General features: G+C 42.4%; 24 protein-coding genes. 23 read left to right on the top strand and 1 reads right to left on the bottom strand.

Going from position 1 to position 26,412, the window contains the following annotated elements:
* Window positions 1-72: 72 nt before the first annotated feature.
* From ftsA to HF881_RS02870, 17 genes are all read left to right on the top strand, one after another.
* Window positions 73-1,449 (top strand): cell division protein FtsA, encoded by a 1,377-nt coding sequence (gene ftsA, locus HF881_RS02950; protein WP_169446381.1) that lies wholly within the window; start codon window positions 73-75, stop codon window positions 1,447-1,449.
* A 16-nt stretch (window positions 1,450-1,465) separates the two neighbouring features.
* Window positions 1,466-2,722, top strand: a complete 1,257-nt coding sequence (gene ftsZ, locus HF881_RS02945) for a cell division protein FtsZ (protein WP_169446380.1) — start codon at window positions 1,466-1,468, stop codon at window positions 2,720-2,722.
* A 3-nt stretch (window positions 2,723-2,725) separates the two neighbouring features.
* Window positions 2,726-3,397, top strand: a complete 672-nt coding sequence (locus HF881_RS02940) for a YggS family pyridoxal phosphate-dependent enzyme (protein ID WP_169446378.1) — start codon at window positions 2,726-2,728, stop codon at window positions 3,395-3,397.
* Window positions 3,398-3,406: 9 nt separating this feature from the next.
* On the top strand, window positions 3,407-3,943 hold the full coding sequence (locus HF881_RS02935; protein ID WP_061417185.1) for a cell division protein SepF: 537 nt from the start codon (window positions 3,407-3,409) through the stop codon (window positions 3,941-3,943).
* Entirely contained in the window at window positions 3,943-4,203 is a 261-nt protein-coding gene (locus HF881_RS02930) for a YggT family protein (protein ID WP_125424590.1), read from the top strand. The genes HF881_RS02935 and HF881_RS02930 overlap by 1 nt, the downstream gene beginning before the upstream one ends.
* Complete coding sequence (locus HF881_RS02925; RefSeq protein WP_169446377.1) at window positions 4,200-4,991, top strand: RNA-binding protein; 792 nt, start codon at window positions 4,200-4,202, stop codon at window positions 4,989-4,991. The genes HF881_RS02930 and HF881_RS02925 overlap by 4 nt, the downstream gene beginning before the upstream one ends.
* 8 nt (window positions 4,992-4,999) lie before the next feature.
* The gene (locus HF881_RS02920) at window positions 5,000-5,884 is read left to right on the top strand and encodes a DivIVA domain-containing protein (RefSeq protein WP_240956777.1); all 885 of its coding nucleotides are present in this window, start codon (window positions 5,000-5,002) and stop codon (window positions 5,882-5,884) included.
* A 254-nt stretch (window positions 5,885-6,138) separates the two neighbouring features.
* Window positions 6,139-8,931 carry an isoleucine--tRNA ligase gene (gene ileS / locus HF881_RS02915; protein WP_169446375.1) on the top strand — a complete coding sequence of 931 codons (2,793 nt, stop codon included), beginning with the start codon at window positions 6,139-6,141 and terminating at the stop codon, window positions 8,929-8,931.
* A gap of 327 nt (window positions 8,932-9,258) precedes the next feature.
* Window positions 9,259-9,639, top strand: a complete 381-nt coding sequence (locus tag HF881_RS02910) for a hypothetical protein (RefSeq protein ID WP_169446374.1) — start codon at window positions 9,259-9,261, stop codon at window positions 9,637-9,639.
* Between the two features lie 188 nt (window positions 9,640-9,827).
* Entirely contained in the window at window positions 9,828-10,520 is a 693-nt protein-coding gene (locus HF881_RS02905; RefSeq protein WP_169446372.1) for a phosphoglycerate mutase, read from the top strand.
* 121 nt (window positions 10,521-10,641) lie between these two features.
* Window positions 10,642-11,343: an ABC transporter ATP-binding protein gene (locus tag HF881_RS02900; protein ID WP_169446370.1), complete on the top strand. Its 702-nt coding sequence runs from the start codon at window positions 10,642-10,644 to the stop codon at window positions 11,341-11,343.
* Between the two features lies 1 nt (window position 11,344).
* On the top strand, window positions 11,345-14,044 hold the full coding sequence (locus HF881_RS02895) for an ABC transporter permease (RefSeq protein ID WP_206283160.1): 2,700 nt from the start codon (window positions 11,345-11,347) through the stop codon (window positions 14,042-14,044).
* Window positions 14,045-14,188: 144 nt separating this feature from the next.
* Window positions 14,189-14,458 carry a 30S ribosomal protein S15 gene (gene rpsO, locus HF881_RS02890; protein ID WP_001018251.1) on the top strand — a complete coding sequence of 90 codons (270 nt, stop codon included), beginning with the start codon at window positions 14,189-14,191 and terminating at the stop codon, window positions 14,456-14,458.
* A gap of 367 nt (window positions 14,459-14,825) precedes the next feature.
* Window positions 14,826-15,872 carry an iron ABC transporter permease gene (locus HF881_RS02885; RefSeq protein ID WP_169446368.1) on the top strand — a complete coding sequence of 349 codons (1,047 nt, stop codon included), beginning with the start codon at window positions 14,826-14,828 and terminating at the stop codon, window positions 15,870-15,872.
* Window position 15,873: 1 nt separating this feature from the next.
* Window positions 15,874-16,629, top strand: coding sequence for an ABC transporter ATP-binding protein (locus HF881_RS02880; protein ID WP_169446366.1), 756 nt, complete (start codon window positions 15,874-15,876; stop codon window positions 16,627-16,629).
* 19 nt (window positions 16,630-16,648) lie between these two features.
* On the top strand, window positions 16,649-17,659 hold the full coding sequence (locus HF881_RS02875) for an ABC transporter substrate-binding protein (protein ID WP_169446364.1): 1,011 nt from the start codon (window positions 16,649-16,651) through the stop codon (window positions 17,657-17,659).
* On the top strand, window positions 17,640-18,332 hold the full coding sequence (locus HF881_RS02870; RefSeq protein WP_169446363.1) for an alpha/beta hydrolase-fold protein: 693 nt from the start codon (window positions 17,640-17,642) through the stop codon (window positions 18,330-18,332). The genes HF881_RS02875 and HF881_RS02870 overlap by 20 nt, the downstream gene beginning before the upstream one ends.
* A gap of 42 nt (window positions 18,333-18,374) precedes the next feature.
* Here the strand turns inward: HF881_RS02870 and HF881_RS02865 are convergent, their stop codons facing one another.
* Window positions 18,375-19,124 (bottom strand): 1-acyl-sn-glycerol-3-phosphate acyltransferase, encoded by a 750-nt coding sequence (locus tag HF881_RS02865; RefSeq protein WP_169446361.1) that lies wholly within the window; start codon window positions 19,122-19,124, stop codon window positions 18,375-18,377.
* A 132-nt stretch (window positions 19,125-19,256) separates the two neighbouring features.
* Here HF881_RS02865 and HF881_RS02860 point away from each other — a divergent pair, with 132 nt between their 5' ends.
* The 6 genes from HF881_RS02860 to HF881_RS02835 all read left to right on the top strand — a co-directional run bounded on the left by HF881_RS02860 (window position 19,257) and on the right by HF881_RS02835 (window position 26,364).
* On the top strand, window positions 19,257-21,593 hold the full coding sequence (locus HF881_RS02860) for a cation-translocating P-type ATPase (protein ID WP_169446360.1): 2,337 nt from the start codon (window positions 19,257-19,259) through the stop codon (window positions 21,591-21,593).
* A 101-nt stretch (window positions 21,594-21,694) separates the two neighbouring features.
* Window positions 21,695-22,372, top strand: coding sequence for a tRNA (adenine(22)-N(1))-methyltransferase TrmK (locus HF881_RS02855; protein WP_169446358.1), 678 nt, complete (start codon window positions 21,695-21,697; stop codon window positions 22,370-22,372).
* Window positions 22,359-23,156 (top strand): Nif3-like dinuclear metal center hexameric protein, encoded by a 798-nt coding sequence (locus HF881_RS02850; RefSeq protein ID WP_169446356.1) that lies wholly within the window; start codon window positions 22,359-22,361, stop codon window positions 23,154-23,156. The genes HF881_RS02855 and HF881_RS02850 overlap by 14 nt, the downstream gene beginning before the upstream one ends.
* Window positions 23,157-23,172: 16 nt before the next feature.
* Entirely contained in the window at window positions 23,173-24,276 is a 1,104-nt protein-coding gene (locus HF881_RS02845; RefSeq protein WP_169446354.1) for an FAD-dependent oxidoreductase, read from the top strand.
* A 101-nt stretch (window positions 24,277-24,377) separates the two neighbouring features.
* Window positions 24,378-25,397 carry a UDP-glucose 4-epimerase GalE gene (gene galE, locus HF881_RS02840; RefSeq protein ID WP_169446352.1) on the top strand — a complete coding sequence of 340 codons (1,020 nt, stop codon included), beginning with the start codon at window positions 24,378-24,380 and terminating at the stop codon, window positions 25,395-25,397.
* On the top strand, window positions 25,381-26,364 hold the full coding sequence (locus HF881_RS02835; protein ID WP_169446351.1) for a glycosyltransferase family 2 protein: 984 nt from the start codon (window positions 25,381-25,383) through the stop codon (window positions 26,362-26,364). The genes galE and HF881_RS02835 overlap by 17 nt, the downstream gene beginning before the upstream one ends.
* Window positions 26,365-26,412 lie beyond the last annotated feature (48 nt).

The raw sequence follows: 26,412 nt of genomic DNA, 5'->3' as shown, positions 1-26,412 counted from the left end.
GAATAGCTGTGTCTCGTCACAGTTATTGAAAATAGAAGTGAGAAACTTGGAAGACAGAGAGGATGCAATGTAATGACTAGAGATGGTTTTTTTACAGGCTTAGATATCGGAACTAGCTCCATCAAAGTGCTGGTTGCCGAACATAGAGATGGTGAAGTAAATGTAATTGGCGTTAGCAATGCCAAGAGTAAAGGTGTCAAAGACGGGATTATCGTTGATATTGAGGCTGCTGCTTCAGCAATTAAATCCGCAATTTCCCAGGCAGAAGAGAAGGCAGGAATTTCAATCAAGTCTGTCAATGTTGGTTTACCAGCAAACCTCTTGCAGGTTGAACCAACTCAAGGAATGATTCCTGTAACATCAGATACAAAAGAAATTACAGATCAAGACGTAGAGAATGTTGTCAAATCGGCTTTGACAAAGAGCATGACGCCTGATCGTGAAGTGATTACGTTCATTCCAGAAGAATTTATCGTAGATGGCTTCCAAGGCATTCGTGACCCTCGTGGCATGATGGGGGTGCGTTTGGAAATGCGTGGTTTACTTTACACAGGACCTCGTACCATTCTTCATAACCTTCGTAAAACCGTGGAGCGTGTGGGAATCCATGTTGACAACGTCATCATCTCACCACTAGCGATTGTCAATTCAGTTCTTAATGAGGGAGAACGTGAGTTTGGCGCGACAGTGATTGATATGGGTGGTGGACAGACTACAGTTGCAACTATTCGCAATCAAGAATTGCAATTTACAAACATTTACCAAGAGGGTGGAGAATATGTCACTAAAGACATTTCCAAAGTCTTAAAAACTTCCCAAAAAATCGCAGAAAGTTTGAAACTAAACTATGGTGAAGCTTATGTTCCACTAGCAAGTAACGAGACTTTCCAAGTAGAAGTCATTGGTGAAGTAGAGCCTGTTGAAGTGACAGAAAGCTACTTGGCAGAAATTATTTCAGCACGTATCAAACATATTTTTGATCAAATTAAACAGGAGTTAGACAGAAGACACTTGTTGGATCTACCAGGTGGTATCGTTCTGATCGGCGGAAATGCGATTTTACCAGGAGTTGTCGAATTGGCGCAAGAAGTGTTCGGTGTTCGAGTGAAACTCTATGTGCCAAATCAAGTGGGAATTCGCAACCCTGCTTTTGCACATGTGATCAGCTTGTCTGAGTTTGCAGGTAAATTGACAGAAGTGAATCTTCTGGCTCAAAAGGCAGTCAGAGGAGATGAATTCCTTCGTCAAAAACCAATTAATTTTGGTGTTTCAAATCAAAGTGTGACACCGATTATACAATCAACTCCAGTGCAACCAGCTACTGCAGCAACTGACATCACACCTGACAGTGGCCTTGCTCCAAGAGACGAATTCCAAGCAAGTTCTCAAGATAAACCGAAATTAACAGACCGTTTCCGCAGCTTGATCGGAAGCATGTTTGATGAATAAAAGAGGAAAAGAAATTATGATATTTTCATTTGATACAGCAGCTGCTCAAGGTGCAGTTATTAAAGTAATTGGTGTTGGTGGAGGCGGAGGTAATGCTATTAACCGCATGATCGACGAAGGTGTTTCAGGCGTAGAATTCATCGCAGCGAACACAGACTTACAAGCCTTAAGCAGTACAAAAGCTGAAACAGTTATCCAACTTGGTCCAAAATTGACTCGTGGTTTGGGTGCTGGGGGTCGTCCAGAAGTTGGACGTAAGGCTGCAGAAGAAAGCGAAGAAGCTCTGACTGAAGCAATCAGCGGTGCAGATATGGTCTTCATTACTGCTGGTATGGGGGGAGGATCTGGTACAGGTGCTGCCCCAGTGATAGCGCGTATTGCTAAAGATCTTGGTGCCCTTACAGTTGGTGTTGTGACACGTCCTTTTGGCTTTGAAGGAAGCAAACGTGGTCAGTACGCTGTAGAAGGAATCAACGAACTTCGTGAACATGTAGATACACTATTGATTATTTCAAACAACAACTTGCTTGAAATTGTTGATAAGAAGACACCGCTTCTTGAAGCTCTTAGCGAGGCAGATAACGTCCTTCGCCAAGGTGTTCAAGGGATTACAGACTTGATTACCAACCCAGGTTTGATCAACCTTGACTTTGCTGACGTGAAAACGGTTATGGCAAACAAAGGGAATGCCCTCATGGGTATCGGTATTGGCAGTGGAGAGGAGCGTGTCGTTGAAGCAGCTCGTAAAGCGATTTACTCACCACTTCTTGAAACAACCATTGACGGTGCTGAAGATGTCATTGTCAACGTTACTGGTGGTCTTGATTTGACCTTGATTGAAGCGGAAGAAGCTTCAGAAATCGTCAACCAAGCAGCTGGTCAAGGAGTGAATATCTGGCTTGGAACATCAATCGACGAAAGCATGAAAGATGAAATCCGTGTAACAGTTGTAGCTACGGGTGTTCGTCAAGAACGTGTAGAAAAAGTTGTTGGTTCTCCAGTAAAACAAGCGGCTCGTCGTGAAGCTTCAAGACAACCGCATCCTCAAAATTTTGATCGTCATTTTGACCTAGAAGATACAGCAGAATTACCAAAACAAAGCCAACGACGTTTTGAAACAAGTCAATCTTCTGCTTTTGGTGATTGGGACTTGCGTCGTGAATCAATCGTTCGTCAAACTGATTCAGTCGTATCACCTGTAGAACGTTTCGAAGCACCGACTTATCAGGACGAAGATGAGTTGGACACACCTCCATTCTTCAAGAATCGTTAATCAATGGATTTGAAAAAAAATACAGAATTCGTTTTTCAGCAGGTCGCTGAAGCTAGCCGAGAAGCCAATCGTGATCCAGCTTCTGTTTCAATTATTGCAGTGACGAAATATGTGGACGTAAAAACAGCAGAAGCCTTGCTTCCCATGGGTGTTCATCATATTGGTGAAAATCGTGTTGATAAATTTTTAGAAAAATATCAGACGTTAAAAGAATTCCCTGTCACTTGGCATTTGATTGGAACGCTACAAAGACGGAAGGTCAAAGAAGTAATCCCTTTTGTGGATTACTTTCATGCTTTAGATTCCTTAAAATTAGCACAGGAGATTCAAAAGAGAACAGATCATGTTATCAAGTGTTTCCTACAGGTCAATATTTCAGGAGAAGAAAGCAAACACGGTTTTTCAAAAGAAGAATTACTAGAACTTTTGCCGAACTTGGCTCAGCTAGATCAGATTGAGTATGTTGGTTTGATGACCATGGCTCCTTTTGAGGCAGATTCTGATGAATTGAAACAAATTTTCAAGAAAACTCAGGAACTGCAAGCAGAAATTAGGGAAAAACAAATTCCTAATATGCCGATGACAGAGTTAAGTATGGGCATGAGTCGTGACTATAAGGAAGCGATTCAATTTGGTTCGACTTTTGTTCGAATTGGCACAGCATTTTTTAAATAGGAGAGATCTATGTCTTTAAAAGATAGATTTGATAAATTTATAGATTATTTTACAGAAGATGGGGAAGAAACAACTGCGACTTATCAACCTCAGGATGAACAGATGATTGCTTCATCGAGTAGTTCAGCTTCTAAAGAACTGCCAGCACAGTTTCAATCAACCACTTCAAAAGATGCCAACATTACTCGCTTACATGCTCGTCAACAAGAATTGGCTATGCAAAGTCATCGTACAGATGAAAAAGTAACGATTGATGTTCGTTATCCTAGAAAATATGAGGATGCAACAGAGATTGTGGATTTATTGGCTGGAAATGAAAGTATCTTGATTGACTTCCAGTACATGACAGAGGTTCAGGCTCGTCGTTGTCTAGATTATCTGGACGGTGCCCGTCATGTTTTGGCAGGTAATCTGAAAAAAGTTGCGAGTACAATGTATTTGTTGACACCAGTCAATGTGGTTGTGAATATTGAAGATATCAAGTTGCCTGATGATTCTCAAAGTGCAGAATTTGGTTTTGATATTAAACGAAGTAGAGCGAAATAATGATTTTTCTAATTCGTCTGATCCAAAATGCAGTGAATATCTATTCCCTGCTTTTGTTAATCTATGCACTCCTCTCTTGGTTTCCAAATTCTTACGGTAGTTCACTAGAACGTTTACTGGAAAAACTGATTAGACCGATTGTTGATCCACTTCGCCGTTTACCTTTACAATTTGGAGGTTTGGATTTATCCATTTGGCTGGCAATCTTAATCGTCCGTTTTTTGGGTGACAGCTTGATTCGTTTCTTGTTGATAATATGATGACAAATAAAGCGATTTACCAGCACTTTTCTCTTGCTGATGCTCCCTTTATTGATAAGGGATTAGAGTGGATCAAGCGGGTGGAAGATACTTATACTCCTGTCCTCACTGCTTTTGTAAACCCGCATCAGGAACATATATTGAGGGTTTTGGCTGGGACCTATGGACTGGGCTGTGTGAGTAGCGGAGAATATATCCATACGGAATTTGTCCGTGTCCTTCTGTATCCGGACTATTTCAGTCCAACACTGTCAGATTTTGAAATGGCATTGCTAGAGATCCGTTATCCAAGTAGATTTGAACAGCTAACACATGCAAAGATTTTGGGGACAATCATCAATCAACTAGGAATTGATCGTAAGCTCTTTGGTGATATCTTGGTAGATGAAAAGAGAGCACAGATTTTTGTCAATCGTGATTTTATCTCTCTGTTTCAGGACGGGATACAAAAGATTGCCAGACTACCTGTGTCGTTGGAGGAATGTCCTTTTACCGATAAAATCATATCTGAGATCAATTATCAAGAACAAGAGATTTTGATTTCCAGTTTTCGTTTGGATGCCCTCTTATCAAGTGCCTTGAAATTATCCAGAAAGCAGGCTAGTCAACTTATAGAGAAAAAATCTGTTCAGGTAAACTACCACCCCATTGAAAAATTAGATTATCTAGTAGCTGTAGGGGATTTGATTAGTGTGAGAAAGTTTGGTCGTCTGAAGATTGTCAAAGAAAATGGGCAAACTAAAAGGGATAAGATAAAACTGACTATCCAATTATTATTAAGTAAGTGAGGAAAAGTATGCCAATTACATCATTAGAAATTAAAGATAAAACCTTTTCTACGAAATTCAGAGGGTTTGATCCAGAAGAAGTAGATGAATTTCTTGATATTGTTGTTCGTGATTACGAGGACTTAGTTCGCAATAATCACGAAATGGAAAGACACATTAGAAGTTTAGAAGAGCGCTTGTCTTACTTTGATGAGATGAAGGATTCGTTGAGCCAGTCTGTTTTGATTGCTCAAGATACGGCTGAACGTGTAAAGCAAGCTGCTCAAGAGCGCTCAAACAATATTATTCAACAGGCTGAGCAAGATGCCCAGCGCCTCCTTGAAGAGGCAAAATACAAGGCTAATGAAATCCTACGTCAGGCAACAGATAATGCTAAGAAAGTAGCTGTTGAGACAGAGGAATTGAAAAACAAAAGCCGTGTATTTCATCAACGTCTCAAATCTACGATTGAGAGCCAGTTGGCAATTGTCGAATCTTCAGATTGGGAAGACATTCTTCGTCCGACTGCGACTTATCTCCAAACAAGTGATGAAGCCTTTAAGGAAGTTGTAGGAGAGGTCTTGGGAGAAGCTGTTCCTTCGCAACCAGAAGAAGAGCCGATCGATGTGACTCGCCAATTTTCACCTGAAGAAATGGCTGAGTTACAAGCCCGCATCGAAGCAGGTAACAAAGAATTAGCTGAGTTTGAAGCTCAGCAGGCTAACAGTCAAGCGGAAAATCATGTGTTAGACATCGATATGCTTGTAGAAGAGATACAGTCTCATTCAGTTGAGCCACAACATGAGGATTCAGAAATCGTGACAGAGTATTTCTCAGTATCGCCATCAGCAACTGGAAGTGCTTCTTCAACTACTAGACATGAAGCACAACAAGAATCCGTTACAATATTATAAGAAATAAATGTGAGAACAAGATTTGACCAACTATATTTCCAGCGAGTAGGAGACGGTGTGAGTCCTGCAATCCCTAGTGGTCAGATTATCCTCTCAAGCAATCCAGTCTGAAAGCAGTAAGGCTGGACGTTTCCCACGTTACGGGACAAGAGGGGAAAAGACAAAGTCTTTTTCCGAACAAAGGTGGTACCACGATTTTCGTCCTTTTTAGCGATTCGTGGTTTTTAATTTGTCTATATAATAAAGGAGATATAATGAAACTCAAAGATACCCTAAATCTTGGAAAAACTGAATTTCCAATGCGTGCTGGACTTCCTACTAAAGAACCACTATGGCAAAAAGAGTGGGACGAAGCGAAACTTTACCAACGTCGTCAAGAATTGAACCAAGGAAAACCTCATTTCACCTTGCATGATGGACCTCCCTATGCCAACGGAAATATCCACGTTGGGCACGCCATGAACAAGATTTCTAAAGATATTATTGTTCGTTCAAAATCCATGTCAGGCTTTTATGCGCCTTATATTCCAGGTTGGGATACACATGGTCTGCCAATCGAGCAAGTTTTGGCAAAACAAGGTGTCAAACGCAAAGAAATGGACTTGGTTGAGTACTTGAAACTTTGCCGTGATTATGCTCTTTCTCAAGTAGATAAACAACGCGAAGACTTTAAACGTTTAGGTGTTTCTGGTGACTGGGAAAATCCTTATGTGACTTTGACTCCAGACTATGAAGCGGCTCAAATCCGTGTCTTTGGTGAAATGGCAAACAAAGGTTATATCTACCGTGGTGCCAAGCCAGTTTACTGGTCATGGTCATCTGAGTCAGCCCTTGCAGAAGCTGAAATTGAATACCATGACTTGGTTTCAACTTCCCTTTACTATGCTAACCGCGTCAAAGATGGAAAAGGTGTGTTAGATACAGATACGTATATTGTTGTTTGGACAACAACTCCATTCACCATCACTGCTTCTCGTGGTTTGACTGTTGGAGCTGATATTGATTACGTGGTCGTTCAACCAGCTGGTGAAGATCGTAAGTTTGTGGTTGCTTCAGAATTGTTGACTAGTCTGTCTGAGAAATTTGGCTGGGCTGATGTTCAAGTCTTGGCGACCTACCGTGGTCAAGAATTGAACCAAATCGTGACAGCTCACCCATGGGATACGGCTGTAGATGAGTTGGTGATCCTTGGTGACCACGTTACCACTGACTCTGGTACTGGTATCGTCCATACAGCCCCTGGTTTTGGTGAGGACGACTACAATGTCGGTGTTGCCAACGGTCTTGAAGTTGCTGTAACAGTTAACGAACGCGGTATTATGATGGCCAATGCTGGCTCTGACTTTGAAGGTCAATTCTATGACAAGGTGGTACCAACTGTTATCGAAAAACTGGGTGATTTGCTCCTTGCTCAAGAAGAAATCTCCCACTCATACCCATTTGACTGGCGTACGAAAAAACCAATCATCTGGCGTGCGGTGCCACAGTGGTTTGCTTCTGTATCTAAATTCCGCCAAGAAATCTTGGATGAAATTGAAAAAGTGAAGTTCCACTCAGAATGGGGTAAAGTTCGTCTTTACAATATGATTCGTGACCGTGGCGACTGGGTTATCTCTCGTCAACGTGCTTGGGGAGTTCCCCTTCCTATCTTCTATGCTGAAGACGGAACGCCAATCATGACTGCTGAGACTATTGAACATGTAGCTCAACTCTTTGAGGAACACGGTTCTATCATCTGGTGGGAACGTGATGCTAAGGACCTCTTACCAGAAGGATTTACTCATCCAGGTTCACCAAATGGCGAGTTCAAGAAAGAAACAGATATCATGGACGTATGGTTTGACTCAGGTTCATCATGGAATGGAGTAGTGGTCAACCGTCCAGAACTCAAATATCCAGCAGACCTTTACCTTGAAGGTTCTGACCAGTACCGTGGTTGGTTCAACTCATCACTTATCACATCTGTTGCTAACCATGGCGTTGCTCCTTACAAACAAATCTTGTCACAAGGATTTGCGCTTGATGGTAAAGGTGAGAAGATGTCTAAATCTCTTGGAAATACCATTGCTCCAAGTGATGTTGAAAAACAATTTGGTGCGGAAATCTTGCGTCTCTGGGTAACAAGTGTTGACTCAAGCAACGACGTGCGTATCTCTATGGATATCTTGAGCCAAGTCTCTGAAACTTACCGTAAGATCCGTAACACTCTTCGCTTCTTGATTGCCAATACATCTGACTTTAACCCAGCTCAAGACGCAGTGGCTTACGATGAGCTTCGTTCTGTTGACAAGTACATGACCATTCGCTTTAACCAGCTTGTTAAGACCATTCGTGATGCTTACGCTGACTTTGCATTCTTGACAATCTACAAGGCCTTGGTGAACTTTATCAACGTCGACTTGTCAGCCTTCTACCTTGACTTTGCCAAAGATGTTGTCTACATTGAAGGTGCAAAATCACTCGAACGCCGTCAAATGCAAACTGTCTTTTATGACATTCTTGTGAAAATCACAAAACTCTTGACACCAATCCTTCCTCACACTGCGGAAGAAATCTGGTCATATCTTGAATTTGAAGCTGAAGACTTCGTTCAATTATCAGAACTACCAGAAGCTCAAACCTGTGCCAACCAAGAAGAAATCTTGGATACATGGGCAGCCTTCATGGACTTCCGTGGACAAGCTCAAAAAGCCTTGGAAGAAGCTCGTAATGCAAAAGTAATCGGTAAATCACTCGAAGCTCACTTGACAGTTTATCCAAATGAAGTGGTGAAAACTCTGCTTGGAGCAGTGGATAGCAATGTAGCTCAGCTTTTGATCGTGTCAGAATTGACCATCGCAGAAGGTGCAGCCCCAGAAGACGCTGTTAGCTTCGAAGATGTAGCCTTCACTGTTGAACGCGCTGCAGGTGAAGTATGTGACCGTTGCCGTCGTATCGATCCAACTACTGCTGAACGCAGTTACCATGCAGTTATCTGTGACCACTGTGCAAGCATCGTAGAAGAAAACTTTGCAGATGCAGTCGCAGAAGGATTTGAAACGAAATAATCAGAAAGAGACTGAGAAAGGTCGCTAAAATCATAAAAACGCATAATATCAAGAGTTCAAGTGCTTTGATATTATGCGTTTTATCATGGGAAAATTTACTAGTCCATTTCCTCAAATGAAGTTCTTTCTAGCCTGTCCGTGTAGATAATTAACCTAATCAACTATTCAGTTTTCTCATAATTTTATATTTCTACTAATTATAAAGAGACTATAGAACTTAAAATTATTTTTTGAGAATCAATATTTATTATAAAATTTTATAAGATTGTTTAATTTTTAGATAAATTATGATTGAATAATACCTATAAAAATTTTAAGGAGATTATTATGAAAACAAATACACTTGCTCGTGTCAATGCTATTTTGGGTCTTATTTCAGGAATTGTATTACTTTTAGCGCCAGTCATCATGTTTATGATGGCTGTTGGAGCTGCTGCAGCGACTGAAGACGCAGATGTAACACTTGGAACATTGACAGGGCTCTCAATTATTTTGTCATTGGTTAAAATTGCTGTTTTAGTATTGGGAATTGTGGCTATAGTTTATTATAAAGATGATGAACGTGTTACGAATGCACCTTCTGTTTTGCTCATTGTAGGTGGTGCGGTCGGTTTGATTCCACTTTTGGGATGGGTAGGTGGAATTCTAACCATTATTGGTGGTTCACTCTACTTTGGAACATTGAAAAAATTTGTAATTGAAGAGTAGTAGTTTTTTAATTATTTAGGAGAGACTGCTTCATTTTCTGTTGAGAACAATTATGATAATATAATAAAGAGAAGGCTGAGAAGCTCTTCTCTTTTTCGTTGATTTTCACTAGCTTTTTTGTGAAAAATTGTGTAAAATGGAATAGATAAACGAGGACAACCTCGAAAAATAAAAGGAGAATCCATCTAATGGTAAAATTGGTTTTTGCTCGCCACGGTGAGTCTGAATGGAACAAAGCTAACCTTTTCACTGGTTGGGCTGATGTTGATTTGTCTGAAAAAGGAACACAACAAGCGATTGACGCTGGTAAATTGATCAAAGAAGCTGGTATCGAATTTGACCAAGCTTACACTTCAGTATTGAAACGTGCGATCAAAACAACAAACTTGGCTCTTGAAGCTGCTGACCAATTGTGGGTTCCAGTTGAAAAATCATGGCGCTTGAACGAACGTCACTACGGTGGTTTGACTGGTAAAAACAAGGCTGAAGCTGCTGAACAATTTGGTGATGAGCAAGTTCACATCTGGCGTCGTTCATACGATGTATTGCCTCCAAACATGGATCGTGATGATGAGCACTCAGCTCACACTGACCGTCGTTACGCTTCACTTGACGACTCAGTTATCCCAGATGCTGAAAACTTGAAAGTGACTTTGGAACGTGCCCTTCCATTCTGGGAAGACAAAATCGCTCCAGCACTTAAAGATGGTAAAAACGTATTCGTAGGAGCTCACGGTAACTCAATCCGTGCCCTTGTAAAACACATCAAACGCTTGTCAGACGACGAAATCATGGATGTGGAAATCCCTAACTTCCCACCATTGGTATTCGAATTTGACGAAAAATTGAATGTCGTAAAAGAATATTACCTTGGAAAATAATCTATAAACAGAAAGCCTAGATTACTAGGCTTTTTTGTTTTTGCTTCCAGTTTCCAACTAGTTGAAAAAGCGTTATAATGATAGTAAAGAGTGACTTAATTGTAAGAAAGAGAGAAGGACGATGGCTTATATTGAAATGAAACACAGCTACAAGCGTTACCAGGTTGGGGATACGGAGATTGTGGCTAATCGTGATGTGAATTTTGAAATTGAAAAGGGGGAGCTGGTTATCATACTTGGTGCTTCAGGTGCTGGAAAATCAACCGTTCTCAATCTTTTAGGAGGTATGGATACCAATGATGAGGGGGAGATTTGGATTGATGGTGCCAATATTGCCAACTATAGTTCGCACCAACGAACAAACTATCGTCGTGAAGATGTGGGCTTTGTTTTTCAGTTTTACAATCTAGTCTCCAATCTGACAGCCAAGGAAAACGTGGAGTTGGCCTCAGAAATCGTGACAGATGCCTTGGATCCAGAGCAAGTGCTCAAAGACGTAGGTCTGGCTCATCGGCTCAATAACTTTCCAGCCCAGCTTTCTGGAGGGGAGCAACAACGAGTTTCCATCGCACGCGCAGTAGCCAAGAATCCTAAAATTCTCCTTTGTGATGAACCGACAGGTGCCTTGGATTATCAGACGGGGAAGCAAGTCTTGAAGATTCTCCAAGACATGTCTCGTCAAAAAGGAGCGACGGTGATTATCGTGACCCACAATGGCGCGCTAGCCCCTATTGCAGATCGGGTGATTCACATGCGCGATGCCACGGTTAAGAGTATGACGATCAATGAGCATCCGCAGGATATCGATACATTGGAGTATTAGCATGAAAAAAACATACCGAAAAGACTTGCTCCAGTCAGTGACGACTTCAAAAGGACGCTTTGTTTCTATCTTGACCTTGATGATGCTGGGTTCTTTAGCTCTAGTTGGCCTCAAAGTGGCCAGTCCAAACATGGAACGTACGGCAGAAGAGTATCTCCGTAAAGCCAATACCTTGGATCTGGCAGTGATAGCTGATTATGGTTTGGATAAAGAAGACCAGGAAGAACTAAAGACCCTTCAAGGAGCAAATGTTGAGTTTGGCTATATGGCAGACCTAACAGTTGAACATAGCGAAGATGCGGTTCGACTTTATTCCAAGCCAGAGGGTATTTCAACCTTCCAAGTGACAGAAGGTCGACTGCCAGAAGCTGATGAGGAAATTGCCTTGGCTGATTTCTGGAAAGACCGCTATCAGATTGGGCAGACTATCACCTTTAGCAAGAAAGAAGAAAAGTCCGTCCTAAAATCCCAATCTTTCACCATTACTGGATTTGTTCAGTCGGGTGAGATGCTTTCTCAAAAAGACTTAGGGAGTGCTAGCAGTGGAAATGGAAGCTTGGCTGGCTATGGAGTGATTTTACCCAGCCAGTTTGATTCAGATGTTTATAGTATTGCGCGTGTGCGCTATGATGATCTAAAAAATCTGGATGCTTTTTCATCAGACTATAGGAGCAAACGAGATCAACATCAGGAAGACTTGCAAGACTTGCTAGCTGATAATGGTCAAAAACGATTGACCAGCATCAAATCAAATGGACAAAAGAGCTTGGAAGATGGGAAAGAGCAGCTCCAAACAGCAGAAGGTAACCTTCAAAATGGCAAGAGTCAGTTAGAGCAGGCTGAAATTCGCTTGAAAATGCAAGAAGAACAAGCTACCGCTTTGCCAGAGCCTCAAAAGAGTCAAGCCAAGGAGCAATTGACAAAAGCTAAGGAAGAACTGACGGCTAAAAAAGAAAAACTGGCTCAGACAGAGAGTGATCTAACTAAGGAAAAAGAGAAGCTAAAACAGCGTCAGAAAGAGCTTGATGAACTGGCAGAGCCGACTTACCATGTTTACAACCGTCAAACCATGCCAGGTGGTCAAGGCTATCTCATGTACAGTAACGCTTCAGCAAGCATTCGTTCTGTCGGGAATATCTTCCCCGTGGTACTTTATATGGTCGCTGCAATGGTGACCTTTACAACTATGACTCGCTTTGTGGATGAAGAGCGTACCAATGCCGGTATTTTTAAGGCTCTAGGTTACCGAAATCAAGATATTGTTGCCAAGTTTGTCCTCTATGGTTTTCTTGCAGGAACTGTGGGAACCATTTTAGGAACGCTTCTTGGACATTATCTCCTTGCAGGCGTGATTTCGGATGTTATAACAGCTGGGATGGTCGTTGGGAAAAGTCACGAGTATTTCTATTGGTCTTATAGCCTCCTTGCCCTAGCCTTAAGTTGGGTATCCAGTGTCTTGCCCGCTTATCTGGTGGCGCGGAGGGAATTACACGATGAAACAGCTCAACTTTTGCTTCCCAAACCTCCCGTTAAAGGATCAAAGATTTTGATGGAGCGTTTGAGCTTTATTTGGAGACGTCTGAGTTTTACTCATAAGGTTACGGCGCGAAATATTTTCCGTTATAAGCAACGAATGTTGATGACCATTTTTGGAGTTGCGGGTTCGGTTGCTCTCCTATTTGCAGGACTTGGCATTCAGTCTTCTGTGGGAGGAGTTGTGGAGCGTCAATTTGAACAAATCCAGCAATACCAGATGATTGTAGCGGAAAAGAGAAGTGTGACGGAGCAAGAAAAAGCAGATCTAGAAAGTGCCTTGCAAGCTGAATCTATCCATACTTACCAAAAGATTTACTCAAAATCCATTGAAAAAGATTTTAAAGGAAAAGTAGGACTTCAGACTATCACCATAATAGTCACAAGTAGAGAAGACTTCAAGCCCTTTATCACATTAGAGGAAAATGGGCGAGAGGTGCAGATCACTGATGGAGCGGTTGTGAGTCAAAAACTAGCTCAACTAGCAGGTGTTACGGTTGGGGATAAGTTGGAGCTTGATGGGAAGGAAATCAGGGTCGCGGCTATTTCTGAAAACTATGTTGGACACTTTGTTTATCTCAACCGAGAAACTTACGAACAAGTCTACGGCACCAGTCCACAAGACAATACCTACCTAGTAAAATTAAAAGATCCAACACCTTCCAATACGGAGAAAGAAGCAGCTACTTTCATGGGAAAAGCTGCTGTTTCTGGGGTCGTCCAAAATGCGACAGCCATCCATCTCTTTGAATCTGTGGCTAGCTCGCTCAATAAAACCATGGCAATCCTTGTCCTTGTTTCCGTTTTACTAGCCATTGTCATTCTCTACAATCTCACCAATATCAATGTGGCAGAACGTATCCGTGAACTTTCCACTATCAAGGTTCTCGGTTTCCACAATAAAGAAGTGACCCTCTATATCTACCGTGAGACTATGGTGCTGTCCCTTGTGGGGATTGCTCTCGGTTTGGTAGCTGGCCACTATTTGCATCAATTTTTGATTCAAATGATTTCACCAGCCACCATACTCTTTTATCCTCAGGTCAGCTGGGAAGTCTATGCTCTTCCAATCGTCGCAGTGACTGTGATTTTGGCTTTACTGGGCGTCTTTGTCAATCACCACTTGAGAAAAGTAGATATGCTCGAAGCCCTGAAATCAGTAGAGTAATTCACGGTTTTAAACAGTAAATCAGTTGACAAAGTCCCTGCTTCTTGGTAGAATAAGAACTGTCGTAAAGACAAATAACTTCTTCTTGGTTGCAGGCATGCCAACCTGTCACTCGGATGAAGCCAAATAAAAAGGAGAAACATCATGGCAATCTCAAAAGAGAAAAAAAATGAAATCATCGCACAATATGCACGTCACGAAGGTGATACAGGTTCAGTAGAGGTTCAAGTTGCTGTCCTTACTTGGGAAATCAACCACCTTAACGAACACATCAAACAACACAAAAAAGACCACGCTACTTACCGTGGATTGATGAAGAAAATCGGTCGCCGTCGTAACTTGCTTGCATACTTGCGTAAAAACGACGTTAACCGTTACCGTGAGTTAATCAACTCTCTAGGACTTCGTCGTTAATCTTGCGTCTAAAACGTTTCTATACTTCGTTGCCTTCGCCTCGATGTACCATCAGTACAATCTTCGGCTTGTCGCCTAGTCTATAAACGTTTTATCCAGCAAGAATAAAGCTCTCTGATTTCAGAGGGCTTTTTGTTTTTATCCGCTTGCTTAGGCCGTGTTCAATTGAGCATATCTTGATAATGAAGCTACTCTAAATTGGGTAGCTTTTTTCTTTTGTATGGATTTTAGCCCGAGCTCAAATTGGCTCTCTGATTTCAAAGGGCTTTTTCTATATTTGTCTCTATCCTTGTTCATCTAATAGAAATATGGTATACTTTTTATGAGAATTTTCTAAATTTTTAAGATTCTATCAAAGGAGGTTTGCATGCTTTCCAAATTTTCTGGAAGCCGAAGGGACCTGCAATTTGTGTTGTTTTTGGGTATTTTGCTAGCTGTTTTAGGGATTTCGCTCTTTCTGGCTGTTTCTATGGGATCCGTTGCAATTGATCTAGGAGATACCTATCGAATTATTTTGAGCAGGTTGGGTTTTCCTCTTGAGATAGGAGAGGTTTCCAAGTCTACTCTTGCCATTGTATGGAACATGAGAGTCCCCAGAGTATTGTTAGGCTTGATAGTAGGGGCTGGTCTTTCTATGTGTGGTAGCGTGATGCAGTCCACGGTGAACAACCCCATCGCTGAGCCCTATATCTTAGGAATCTCTGCAGGTGCAACTCTAGGAGCAACCTTAAGCATCATTCTTGGTTTAAAAGTGATGATTAGCCTTGGAGCTTTTCTTGGAGCTATTTTGGCAACAATTGCTGTCCTCATCATTGCCTCTATGCAGGGAAGGATGACGACTTCTAGTCTGATCTTATCAGGAACGGTGGTCAATGCTCTTTTTCTGGCTTTTTCCAACTTTATTATCTCAGTTGGCGCTAATGCTGACAGTGTGATGACCATTAAGTTTTGGACCATGGGCTCGCTTGCCGGAACTACATGGTCTGACTTAGTCCTGCCAACTATAGTAGTTGGAATGGCCTTTCTATTTTTCTCTACTCAGTATCGTGTTTTCAATGCGATGATGATGGGAGATGAGGCTGCTTTAACTTTGGGAATTCCCTTACGCTTTTATTGGTATCTTTATGTGACAATGGTGGCTGTGCTGACAGCAGTCTTAGTGGCAACCTGTGGGATTATTGGCTTTGTTGGACTGATTACTCCTCACTTAGCTCGAGGGTTAGTAGGAACGAATTACAGGAGGCTTTTTCCTGTTGCGACCTTGCTGGGTGCCCTCTTTGTCATCTGGGCAGATGTACTCTCCCGTATCATCATTCCAAATGCTGAGTTGCCTATTGGTATTTTCACAGCCTTAGTAGGTGCTCCCTTCTTTATCTACATTGTTGGAGGTAGGCGAAGGGAGGTGAGGGCCTGATATGGACTTGATTTGTCAGGATGTCCACTTTGGACTAGGAGAGAAAAAAATCTTAAAAGGAGTTTCTCTTAAGGTTGAAGGGCATCAATTTCACACGATACTAGGACCAAATGGAAGTGGAAAAACCAGTCTGCTTAAACTCCTCTATCGTCAGGAAAAGGCGGACAAAGGCTTGATAAGCCTAGATGGAAAGCCACTGGAGCATTGGTCACTCAAAGAAACAGCCAAGCAAATGGCAGTTGTAACCCAGTTTAATCAATTGCAGTTTGATTGTACAGTTGAGGAAATCGTCTTGCTGGGAAGAACTCCCCACCTCTCTTTTTTACAGAAGGAAAAGGAAAGAGATTATGCCCACGTTCAAGATGCTCTCGTCAAGGTGGATATGCTTGAGAAGAAAACTCGTCTCTATTCGTCTCTGTCAGGGGGGGAGAAACAACGAGTCTTATTAGCCCGCGCCTTGGCGCAAGAACCGACTCTCTTGCTCCTAGACGAACCAACCAATCACCTGGATATTAAGTATCAGCTAGACTTGTTGGCCATTGTGAAGAATCTCAAGGTCAATGTTTTAGCTGTCCTACATGATATTCAACTTGCTTGTCGCTATTCGGATTATCTCTATCTGATGAAAGAGGGGGAAATCCTTTACCAAGGGACTCCAAAGGAGACTATTACCCCTGAGTCATTGCAAACTGTATACGGAGTTCAAAGTCAGGTTACTTGGACCGAGGATCAGCAAGCCATGATTCACTATTTATAAGAATGAAAAGGAAAACAAAATGAAAAAAACACTAAGCATTTTACTCGTAACAGTAGCAACATTAACGATGGCAGCTTGTGGCAATACTACTACAGAAAAAGCAACCACACAATCTAGCACAGAAACAAGTCAAAAGGCGAGCACAGAGACGACTTATCCACTAACGGTCAAAACCTATGATGCTAAGGGAAATGAAGTAGAACAAGTTTTTGAAAAGGCCCCTGAAAAAGTTATCACCAACAATCTGTCAACCACTGAAATCTTATTGGAGTTAGGGTTGAAGGATAAAATTGCTGGCATGCTCAACCCTGATAATGCCGTAACAGGTAAATACAAGGACGCAATTGCGACTATTCCTCAAATCGGAGATAAAAAAACAGTCTCACAAGAGACAGTCCTTTCTTATGAGCCAGATGCTGTGATGGGTCGAAACATGATGTTTTCTGAAAAATCCTTGGGGACAGTTAGCACTTGGAATGAAAATAAAATCCCAGTCTATACACAAAAAGCTTCTCTCTCAACGATTCAGCAAGATTTGGGAAATATTGTAGAAGACGTTAAAAATCTTGGAATGATTTTCAATGTTCAGGACAAGGCTAATGAATACGCAGCCCAGTTACAAGCTAAAATTGACGCTGTTAAGAAAGCAAACCCAACAAGCCAAGGTGAAAAGAAAAAAGCTTTGATTATGGTTGCTTATAACGATGAAACCTTTGGTGCTTACAAGTCTGCTTTGCAAGAAAGCCTACTAAATCAACTTGGTTATACCAATGTCGCAACGGGAACATCAGGCTTGACCTTGGAAAATCTCGTGTCAATGGATCCTGAATTGATTATCTATGTAACCAGCGACCGCAATAAAAAATTGGATGCCAACGCAGTAGAGTTGATGAAGGCAAATGAAGTTTTGGAAAACGTTCCTGCAATTAAGAATCAAAAAATCATGACCATTTCTTACGATGAGTTGATGGACTATGGTCCAGCAGTGATTGATTCCCTTGAGAAAATCAATGACTTTATCAATAAATAATGAGTTTGATTGGGAAGGGATCCAAGTCAAGATCAGCCTTCCTTCGACCTATGATCCCAATCAAACCTATCCAGTTATTCTCTTGAATGATGGAAACTTGGATTTCCTATCCTCCCTTTCAGAATCTGTGATTTTAGTGGGTTTGACCTCTAAAAATCGCCTAGATGACTACACTCCATGGAAGGCATTTGCTCTGAGAGAGGGGGCTCCAGATTTTGGTGGTCAGGCAAACGCCTATCATGGTCATTTATTTGGAGGTCTTTTAGACAAGTTGCAGTCGCTTTATCGTCTGGACAAAAATCGCTTTGCCTATGGAGGTTACTCACTAGGTGGTTTGACAGCAGTATACAGTCTTTTCCATTTTGACAAGGTCTCCTGTATCTTCTCTATCTGTGGCTCCTTTTGGTATCCTGATTTTACGACTTATTGCAAGGATGAAAATGTGAGAAATCTAGATTGTTTGCTGTATTTACAGAATGGTCAAACAGAAGGAGCCCATCATACCAATCGCTTGGCTCAAGCACCAGTCTATGCTGAGCAGATCCATACTAGTCTTCAGAAACGTTATCCGACTAGTCAGTTTGTCTTTGATCCCTATGGGCATCATGAGCAAGTGGCTGAACGATTTCTAGTCTTTTCCAGCTGGTTGGCCCAAAAATGGGAAATTGCATAAAAGAAATATCCCTTGGTAAAAGCCAAGGGATAATTGTATTTTTTAACCAAGAGACTCTCTCTTCTTATCTGGATTCCAGATAAAGCTTGCGATGAAGGTAAAGATAATCGTTAGGATACCAACAATCACTGCAAGGAAGAGGGCAGGGATACGGACAAACCACCAGAGTGGATTTGGTTTTTTATCATTGTGCCACTGCTTAGTTTCTTGGTCTAAACGTTGGAATTCTGCTTGGATACGGTCTGCAACCATTTCAATCCCTTCATCATTCATTTTCTTGATGTCTGAGATATCGATAGGATTTCCAAAGTTCATATCCACACGTTCACGGCTGACCAATCCCTTCAAGGTCATGGGACCGGTGTAGGTGACCGGCATGATACGGACCTTGGCCATTTTGGCAATCAAGGCTACGCCCCCCTTGACATCATTTGAGTGACGGCTTCCACTTGGGAACATGATGAGAGAGCGGTCACTTTTTTTGAGGACATTGATAGGGTATTTGATAGCAGAAGCGCTAGGTTTTTCTCGGTCAATAGGAAAGGCGCCACACATACGGATCCACCAGCCAAAGATGCGGTTGTTAAACAGTTCTTTTTTGGCCATAAAGATGAACTGTTTTGGCTTGGTTGCAAAGGCCATGTAAACAGGATCCCACCAGGTACGATGAGGTGCGACGAGGATATAGTTTTCATCTTGACTAGGGATTTTATCAGTATTGTGATAGTGGGCATTGCCATTGATGGACCACAAGATCAGCATGACTAGTCCACGCAAATAAGTATAAAACATGAGATCTCCTTCGATTGTATTGCTGTTATTATTATACCTTATCAAAAGACTGCTGGCAAACTTTTTCAGTTATCAGCCAACAGTTTTAGATGGGATTAGAATTCTTTTAAAAAAAATGATATGATAGAATTTATGGATAAAAATATGATAATGGGATTAACCCAAAGAGAAGTCAAGGAAAGACAGGCTCAAGGTTTGGTCAATGACTTTACCGCATCGGCCAGTACCAGTACTTGGCAAATCATTAAACGAAATGTTTTTACACTTTTTAACGCGTTAAACTTTGCCATTGCTTTGGCGCTAGCTTTTGTGCAGGCTTGGAGCAATTTGGTCTTCTTTGCTGTTATCTGCTTTAACGCTTTTTCTGGAATTGTGACCGAGCTACGGGCCAAACACATGGTGGACAAGCTCAATCTCATGACCAAGGAAAAGGTCAAAACCATCCGTGATGGTCAGGAAATTGCCATCAATCCAGAAGAATTGGTTCTAGGAGATGTCATTCGTTTGTCTGCGGGAGAACAGATTCCTAGTGATGCTCTGGTTCTGGAAGGCTTTGCGGAAGTCAATGAAGCTATGTTGACGGGTGAGAGTGATTTGGTGCAAAAGGAAGTTGAAGCCTTGCTTTTGTCTGGAAGTTTCTTAGCCAGTGGGTCAGTTTTGGCTCGTGTCCATCATGTCGGGGCAGAAAACTATGCTTCCAAACTCATGCTGGAAGCCAAGACCGTTAAACCGATCAACTCTCGTATCATGAAATCGCTGGACAAGCTAGCAGGTTTTACTGGGAAGATTATCATTCCCTTTGGTCTGGCTCTCTTGCTAGAAGCCTTGATTTTAAAAGGCTTGCCTCTCAAGTCATCTGTTGTAAATTCTTCGACAGCCCTTTTGGGAATGTTGCCTAAGGGAATTGCCCTTTTGACCATTACTTCACTCTTGACTGCGGTGATCAAGCTGGGCTTGAAAAAGGTCTTGGTTCAGGAGATGTACTCTGTTGAGACCTTGGCGCGCGTGGATATGCTCTGTCTGGACAAGACGGGAACTATCACTCAAGGAAAGATGCAGGTGGAGGCGGTTCTTCCTTTGACGGAAACGTATGGTGAAGAGACTATTGCCAGCATTCTGACCAGCTATATGGCCCATAGTGAGGATAAAAATCCAACAGCCCAAGCCATTCGCCAGCGTTTCCAAGGAGAGGTTGCCTACCCTATGCTTTCTAATCTTCCTTTCTCCAGCGACCGCAAGTGGGGAGCTATGGAGTTGGAAGGTTTGGGAACGATTTTCTTAGGTGCACCTGAGATGTTGCTGGAAAATGAAGTCCCTGAAGCTAGAGAGGCCTTGGAGAGAGGATCACGTGTCTTGGTCTTGGCTCTCAGTCAGGAAAAACTAGATCATCACAAACCACAGAAACCATCTGATATTCAGGCTCTAGCCTTGCTGGAGATTTTGGACCCCATTCGAGAAGGAGCAGCTGAGACACTAGACTACCTCCGTTCCCAGGAAGTGGGACTCAAGATTATCTCTGGGGACAATCCTGTCACTGTATCCAGCATTGCCCAGAAAGCTGGCTTTGCAGACTATCAAAGCTATGTTGATTGCTCAAAAATCACGGATGAGGAATTGATGGCCAAGGCTGAGGAAACAGCCATTTTCGGACGGGTTTCCCCTCATCAAAAGAAACTCATCATCCAAACGCTGAAAAAAGCAGGGCATACAACAGCAATGACAGGGGACGGAGTCAATGATATCCTGGCCCTTCGTGAGGCGGATTGTTCTATCGTGATGGCTGAGGGAGATCCAGCGACGCGTCAAATTGCCAATTTGGTTCTCTTGAACTCAGACTTTAATGATGTTCCTGAGATTCTCTTTGAAGGTCGTCGCGTGGTCAATAACATTGCCCACATCGCTCCGATTTTCTTGATAAAGACCATCTATTCCTTCTTGCTCGCAGTCATCTGTATCGCCAGTGTTCTTCTGGGACGGTCTGAATGGATCTTGATTTTCCCTTTCATTCCGATCCAGATTACCATGATTGACCAGTTCGTGGAAGGTTTCCCACCATTTGTTCTAACTTTTGAGCGAAATATCAAACCTGTTGAGCCAAACTTCCTCAGAAGATCCATGCTTCGTGCCCTACCAAGTGCACTTATGGTTGTGTTCAGCGTTCTCTTTGTGAAAATATTTGGAGCGAGTCAAGGTTGGTCTGAGTTAGAAATCTCAACTCTCCTCTATTATCTCCTTGGGTCTATCGGTTTCTTATCCGTATTTAGAGCCTGCATGCCATTTACCCTCTGGCGTGTTCTCTTGATTGTTTGGTCAGTAGGAGGCTTCCTGGCTACAGCTCTTTTCCCAAGAATCCAGAAACTGCTTGAAATTTCGACACTTACAGTACAAACATTCCCTGTTTACCTTGTCATGATGGCTGTCTTTACTGTGATATTTATCTTAACCAGTCGTTATCAAGCTAGAAAATAAAGAAAGACTGCAATCTGTGAATTGCGGTCTTTTTAGGTGCAAGATTGCTAGCTGAAATATGGTATAATAAAAGGTAATAGAGTTTTGGAAAGTGAGAGAAGATGATTTCAAAGAGATTAGAATTGGTGGCTTCCTTTGTGCCACGGGGGGCCATTTTACTAGATGTGGGGAGTGACCATGCTTATCTGCCAATCGACTTGGTTGAAAGAGGACGAATCAAAAGTGCTATTGCAGGGGAAGTGGTGGAAGGTCCCTACCAGTCTGCGGTTAAAAATGTTGAGGCTCACGGTCTAAAGGAGAAAATTCAAGTCCGTTTAGCCAATGGCTTGGCAGCCTTTGAAGAGGCAGACCAAGTGTCGGTCATCACCATTGCTGGTATGGGAGGGCGTTTGATTGCGACCATATTAGAAGAAGGATTGGATAAACTTGCGAGTGTAGAACGTTTAATCCTCCAGCCCAATAATCGTGAAGACGACTTGCGCATCTGGTTACAAGAGCACGGTTTCCAGATTGTAGCAGAAAGCATCCTAGAAGAAGCTGGCAAGTTTTATGAAATTCTAGTGGTGGAAGCTGGACAAATGAATCTATTAGCTAGTGATGTTCGCTTTGGCCCCTTCTTGTCCAAAGAAGTCAGTCCAGTCTTTATCCAAAAATGGCAAAAAGAAGCGGATAAGCTAGAGTTTGCCCTCAGTCAAATCCCAGAAAAAAATTTGGAGGAACGTCAAGTTCTAGTAGATAAAATTCAAGCCATCAAGGAGGTGCTCCATGCTAGCAAGTGAAGTAATACAAGCTTATGAAGGCTTTTGCCCACAGGAATTTTCAATGGAGGGTGACAGTCGTGGCCTGCAAATCGGTACTCTAGACAAGGATATCCAAAGGGTCATGGTTGCCCTCGATATGCGTGAAGAGACGGTGGCAGAGGCCATTGAAAAGGGTGTGGACTTGATTATCGTCAAGCACGCGCCTATTTTCCGTCCCATCAAGGACTTGGTTGCCAACCGTCCGCAAAATCAGATTTACATCGACCTGATCAAGCATGACATTGCAGTTTATGTCAGCCATACCAATATTGACATTGTTGAAAATGGTCTCAATGACTGGTTCTGTCAGATGCTAGGAATCGAGGAGACGACTTATCTGCAGGAAACAGGCCTAGAACGTGGAATTGGTCGTATTGGGAATATACAGCCTCAGACATTTGGGGAATTTGCCCAACATGTCAAGCAAGTCTTTGGTCTAGATAGCCTTCGAATGGTGCATTATCAAGAGAGTGATTTGCAGAAGCCTATTTCAAGAGTGGCCATCTGTGGTGGTAGCGGTCAATCTTTCTATAAGGATGCTTTGGCAAAGGGGGCAGATGTCTACATCACTGGCGATATCTATTACCACACAGCTCAGGATATGTTGTCTGATGGCTTGCTGGCATTGGATCCAGGACATTATATCGAAGTGCTTTTTGTGGAAAAAATCGCTGAACTCCTTACTCAATGGAAGGTAGAAAAGGGCTGGGCTATTGATATCTTGCCTAGTCAGGCATCGACCAATCCTTTCCACCATATCTAGTTAGAAAGAGAAAACAATGAAAAAAGTTGCCATTATTGGAGCAGGGATTGTAGGGGCAACTGCTGCCTACTACCTCTCCAAAGAAGCAGATTTAGAGGTGACCGTTTTTGACCATGGACAAGGTCAGGCTACCAAGGCAGCAGCAGGAATTATCAGTCCTTGGTTTTCCAAACGTCGAAATAAAGCCTGGTACAAGATGGCACGCTTGGGGGCTGACTTTTATGTGGATTTGTTGGCTGATTTAGAAAAGTCTGGTAAGGAAATTGACTTTTACCAGCGTTCGGGAGTTTTTCTCCTGAAAAAGGATGAATCCAAGTTGGAAGAGCTCTATGAACTAGCCCTTCAGCGCAGGGAAGAATCTTCCTTGATAGGCCAGTTAGCTATTCTGGACCAAGCGTCTGCAAATGAATTATTCCCTGATTTGCAGGGATTTGACCGTCTGCTCTATGCTTCTGGTGGGGCACGGGTGGATGGCAAGCTCTTAGTGAATCGTCTACTAGAAGCCAGTCAGGTCAAGCTGGTCAAAGAAAAAGTGAGTCTGACACCTTTAGCATCAGGTTACCAGATTGGCGAAGATGTATTTGATCAGGTTATTTTGGCTACGGGAGCTTGGTTGGGGGATATTTTGGAACCTTTAGGTTATGAGGTAGATGTTCGTCCCCAAAAGGGACAACTCCGAGACTATCAGATTTCTCAAGACCTAGAATCTTACCCTGTTGTCATGCCAGAAGGAGAGTGGGATTTAATTCCTTTTGCAGGCGGGAAATTGTCCCTAGGAGCTACTCATGAAAATGACATGGGATTTGACTTGACAGTGAATGAAACCTTGCTCCAACAAATGGAGGAAACGGCCTTGCCTCACTACCCAGCCTTGGCTAAAGCGACTTCAAGAGCTGAGCGTGTGGGAATCCGTGCCTACACCAGTGATTTCTCACCTTTTTTTGGACAGGTGCCAGGATTATCAGGTGTCTATGTGGCTAGTGGACTAGGGTCATCAGGTCTCACAACGGGTCCTATCATTGGCTACCATCTAGCCCAATTGGTCCAAGACAAGGGGTTGATCTTAGATCCAGTAAACTATCCAATTGCAAACTATGTCAAACGAGTAAAAAGTGAATAAAATTTTACTGAAATTTTAGTCTCCCCTCTAGGATGGCAAATGACATTTCCTATCAAAAATGGTAAAATAAGAAAAAATAATCTGAGAATCGAGGAAAAAAGATGCAAGAAAAGATTTTGGTAACTGGTGGAGCTGGTTTTATTGGAACCCACACTGTTATTGAGTTAATCCAAGCAGGTCATCAAGTTGTTGTGGTGGATAATCTTGTCAACAGCAACCGTAAAAGTTTAGAAGTTGTTGAAAAAATTACAGGAGTTGAGATTCCTTTCTATGAGGCAGATATCCGTGACACAGATACCCTCAGAGATATTTTCAAGCAGGAAGAGCCGACTGGTGTTATTCACTTTGCTGGTTTGAAGGCTGTTGGTGAATCAACACGTATTCCTCTTGCCTACTATGACAACAATATCGCTGGTACAGTAAGCCTCTTGAAAGCTATGGAAGAAAACAACTGTAAGAACATCATCTTCAGTTCTTCTGCGACAGTTTACGGAGATCCTCATACAGTTCCGATCTTGGAAGATTTCCCACTTTCAGTGACCAATCCATACGGTCGTACCAAGCTCATGCTAGAGGAAATTCTAACCGATATTTACAAGGCAGACTCAGAATGGAATGTGGTCTTGCTTCGTTACTTTAACCCAATCGGTGCTCATGAAAGTGGAGACCTAGGAGAAAATCCAAACGGCATTCCAAACAACCTCTTACCTTATGTTGCACAAGTAGCCGTTGGCAAACTAGAGCAAGTGCAAGTTTTCGGAGATGACTATGAAACTGAGGACGGAACAGGTGTTCGTGACTATATCCACGTCGTAGACCTAGCCAAAGGTCACGTTGCAGCTTTGAAAAAACTCCAAAAAGGTTCAGGTCTTAATATTTATAACCTTGGAACTGGTAAAGGTTACTCAGTTCTTGAAATTATCCAAAACATGGAAAAAGCAGTGGGACGTCCTATTCCTTACCGCATCGTAGAACGTCGCCCAGGTGATATCGCTGCCTGCTACTCAGACCCAGCAAAAGCTAAAGCAGAACTCGGTTGGGAAGCGGAACTCGACATCACCCAAATGTGTGAAGACGCCTGGCGTTGGCAAAGCAAGCATCCAAATGGATTTGAAGACTAAGATGATGATTTCAATCATTGTCCCATGTCTAAACGAAGAGGAAGTACTTCCTCTTTTTTATCAGTCTGTTGAAGCACTGCTTCCAGAATTGGGAGCAGAGATTGAGTATGTCTTTGTGGATGATGGTTCAAGCGATGGCACTTTGGAGTTTTTGAAGGCCTATCGGGTACAAAATCCTGCGGTACATTATATCTCTTTCTCGAGAAATTTTGGGAAAGAAGCGGCTCTGTATGCAGGCTTGCAGCATGCAACTGGAGACTTGGTGGTCGTGATGGATGCAGACCTCCAGGATCCTCCTAGTATGCTACTTGAGATGAAAGCCTTACTAGACCAGAATGCAGAATTGGACTGTGTTGGGACACGGAGAACCAGTCGGGAGGGTGAACCCTTTTTCCGCAGTTTCTGCGCTGACATCTTTTACCGCCTCATGCAAAAAATCAGTCCAGTGGCTCTGCCCTCAGGTGTCCGTGATTTTCGGATGATGAGAAGGTCTGTGGTAGATGCTATTTTAACCCTGACTGAATCCAATCGTTTTTCTAAGGGACTCTTTGCCTGGGTGGGCTTTAAAACGCACTATCTTGATTATCCAAACGTTGAACGACAGGCAGGCAAGACCAGTTGGAGTTTTAGACAGCTCTTTTTCTACTCGATTGAAGGGATTCTCAACTTTTCAGATCTTCCCTTGAGTATAGCCTTTGTAGCGGGACTCCTATCTTGTTTAATTTCTTTTATGATGACTGTTTTTGTGGTGTTTCGGACCCTTATCTTGGGGAATCCCACATCTGGCTGGACCTCTCTGATGGCTGTCATTCTCTTTCTTGGAGGGATTCAACTCCTGACCATTGGGATTCTGGGCAAGTATATCAGTAAGATTTATTTAGAGACCAAAAAAAGACCACTCTACCTCATCAAAGAAAAAAGTGATCTTTCTATTTTCGAAGGGAAAAATAACCAGAAAAGACTATAATTTTACCTAGAAATATGCTAAACTAGTAGATGAAGGGATTAAAGTGAT

The organism is Streptococcus sp. WB01_FAA12, from assembly GCF_012843315.1.
In the GTDB taxonomy this organism is placed as follows: Bacteria; Bacillota; Bacilli; order Lactobacillales; family Streptococcaceae; genus Streptococcus.
The sequence above is the reverse complement of the archived record's forward strand: the minus strand, read 5'-3'. Positions and strand labels throughout refer to the sequence as shown.

Excerpts from the sequence above, each read along its gene's own strand:
- ftsA (WP_169446381.1), top strand. The coding sequence starts at position 73 with ATGACTAGAGATGGTTTTTTTACAGGCTTAGATATCGGAACTAGCTCC.
- ftsZ (WP_169446380.1), top strand. The coding sequence starts at position 1,466 with ATGATATTTTCATTTGATACAGCAGCTGCTCAAGGTGCAGTTATTAAA.
- HF881_RS02940 (WP_169446378.1), top strand. The coding sequence starts at position 2,726 with ATGGATTTGAAAAAAAATACAGAATTCGTTTTTCAGCAGGTCGCTGAA.
- HF881_RS02935 (WP_061417185.1), top strand. The coding sequence starts at position 3,407 with ATGTCTTTAAAAGATAGATTTGATAAATTTATAGATTATTTTACAGAA.
- HF881_RS02930 (WP_125424590.1), top strand. The coding sequence starts at position 3,943 with ATGATTTTTCTAATTCGTCTGATCCAAAATGCAGTGAATATCTATTCC.
- HF881_RS02925 (WP_169446377.1), top strand. The coding sequence starts at position 4,200 with ATGATGACAAATAAAGCGATTTACCAGCACTTTTCTCTTGCTGATGCT.
- HF881_RS02920 (WP_240956777.1), top strand. The coding sequence starts at position 5,000 with ATGCCAATTACATCATTAGAAATTAAAGATAAAACCTTTTCTACGAAA.
- ileS (WP_169446375.1), top strand. The coding sequence starts at position 6,139 with ATGAAACTCAAAGATACCCTAAATCTTGGAAAAACTGAATTTCCAATG.
- HF881_RS02910 (WP_169446374.1), top strand. The coding sequence starts at position 9,259 with ATGAAAACAAATACACTTGCTCGTGTCAATGCTATTTTGGGTCTTATT.
- HF881_RS02905 (WP_169446372.1), top strand. The coding sequence starts at position 9,828 with ATGGTAAAATTGGTTTTTGCTCGCCACGGTGAGTCTGAATGGAACAAA.
- HF881_RS02900 (WP_169446370.1), top strand. The coding sequence starts at position 10,642 with ATGGCTTATATTGAAATGAAACACAGCTACAAGCGTTACCAGGTTGGG.
- HF881_RS02895 (WP_206283160.1), top strand. The coding sequence starts at position 11,345 with ATGAAAAAAACATACCGAAAAGACTTGCTCCAGTCAGTGACGACTTCA.
- rpsO (WP_001018251.1), top strand. The coding sequence starts at position 14,189 with ATGGCAATCTCAAAAGAGAAAAAAAATGAAATCATCGCACAATATGCA.
- HF881_RS02885 (WP_169446368.1), top strand. The coding sequence starts at position 14,826 with ATGCTTTCCAAATTTTCTGGAAGCCGAAGGGACCTGCAATTTGTGTTG.
- HF881_RS02880 (WP_169446366.1), top strand. The coding sequence starts at position 15,874 with ATGGACTTGATTTGTCAGGATGTCCACTTTGGACTAGGAGAGAAAAAA.
- HF881_RS02875 (WP_169446364.1), top strand. The coding sequence starts at position 16,649 with ATGAAAAAAACACTAAGCATTTTACTCGTAACAGTAGCAACATTAACG.
- HF881_RS02870 (WP_169446363.1), top strand. The coding sequence starts at position 17,640 with ATGACTTTATCAATAAATAATGAGTTTGATTGGGAAGGGATCCAAGTC.
- HF881_RS02865 (WP_169446361.1), bottom strand. The coding sequence starts at position 19,124 with ATGTTTTATACTTATTTGCGTGGACTAGTCATGCTGATCTTGTGGTCC.
- HF881_RS02860 (WP_169446360.1), top strand. The coding sequence starts at position 19,257 with ATGGATAAAAATATGATAATGGGATTAACCCAAAGAGAAGTCAAGGAA.
- HF881_RS02855 (WP_169446358.1), top strand. The coding sequence starts at position 21,695 with ATGATTTCAAAGAGATTAGAATTGGTGGCTTCCTTTGTGCCACGGGGG.
- HF881_RS02850 (WP_169446356.1), top strand. The coding sequence starts at position 22,359 with ATGCTAGCAAGTGAAGTAATACAAGCTTATGAAGGCTTTTGCCCACAG.
- HF881_RS02845 (WP_169446354.1), top strand. The coding sequence starts at position 23,173 with ATGAAAAAAGTTGCCATTATTGGAGCAGGGATTGTAGGGGCAACTGCT.
- galE (WP_169446352.1), top strand. The coding sequence starts at position 24,378 with ATGCAAGAAAAGATTTTGGTAACTGGTGGAGCTGGTTTTATTGGAACC.
- HF881_RS02835 (WP_169446351.1), top strand. The coding sequence starts at position 25,381 with ATGGATTTGAAGACTAAGATGATGATTTCAATCATTGTCCCATGTCTA.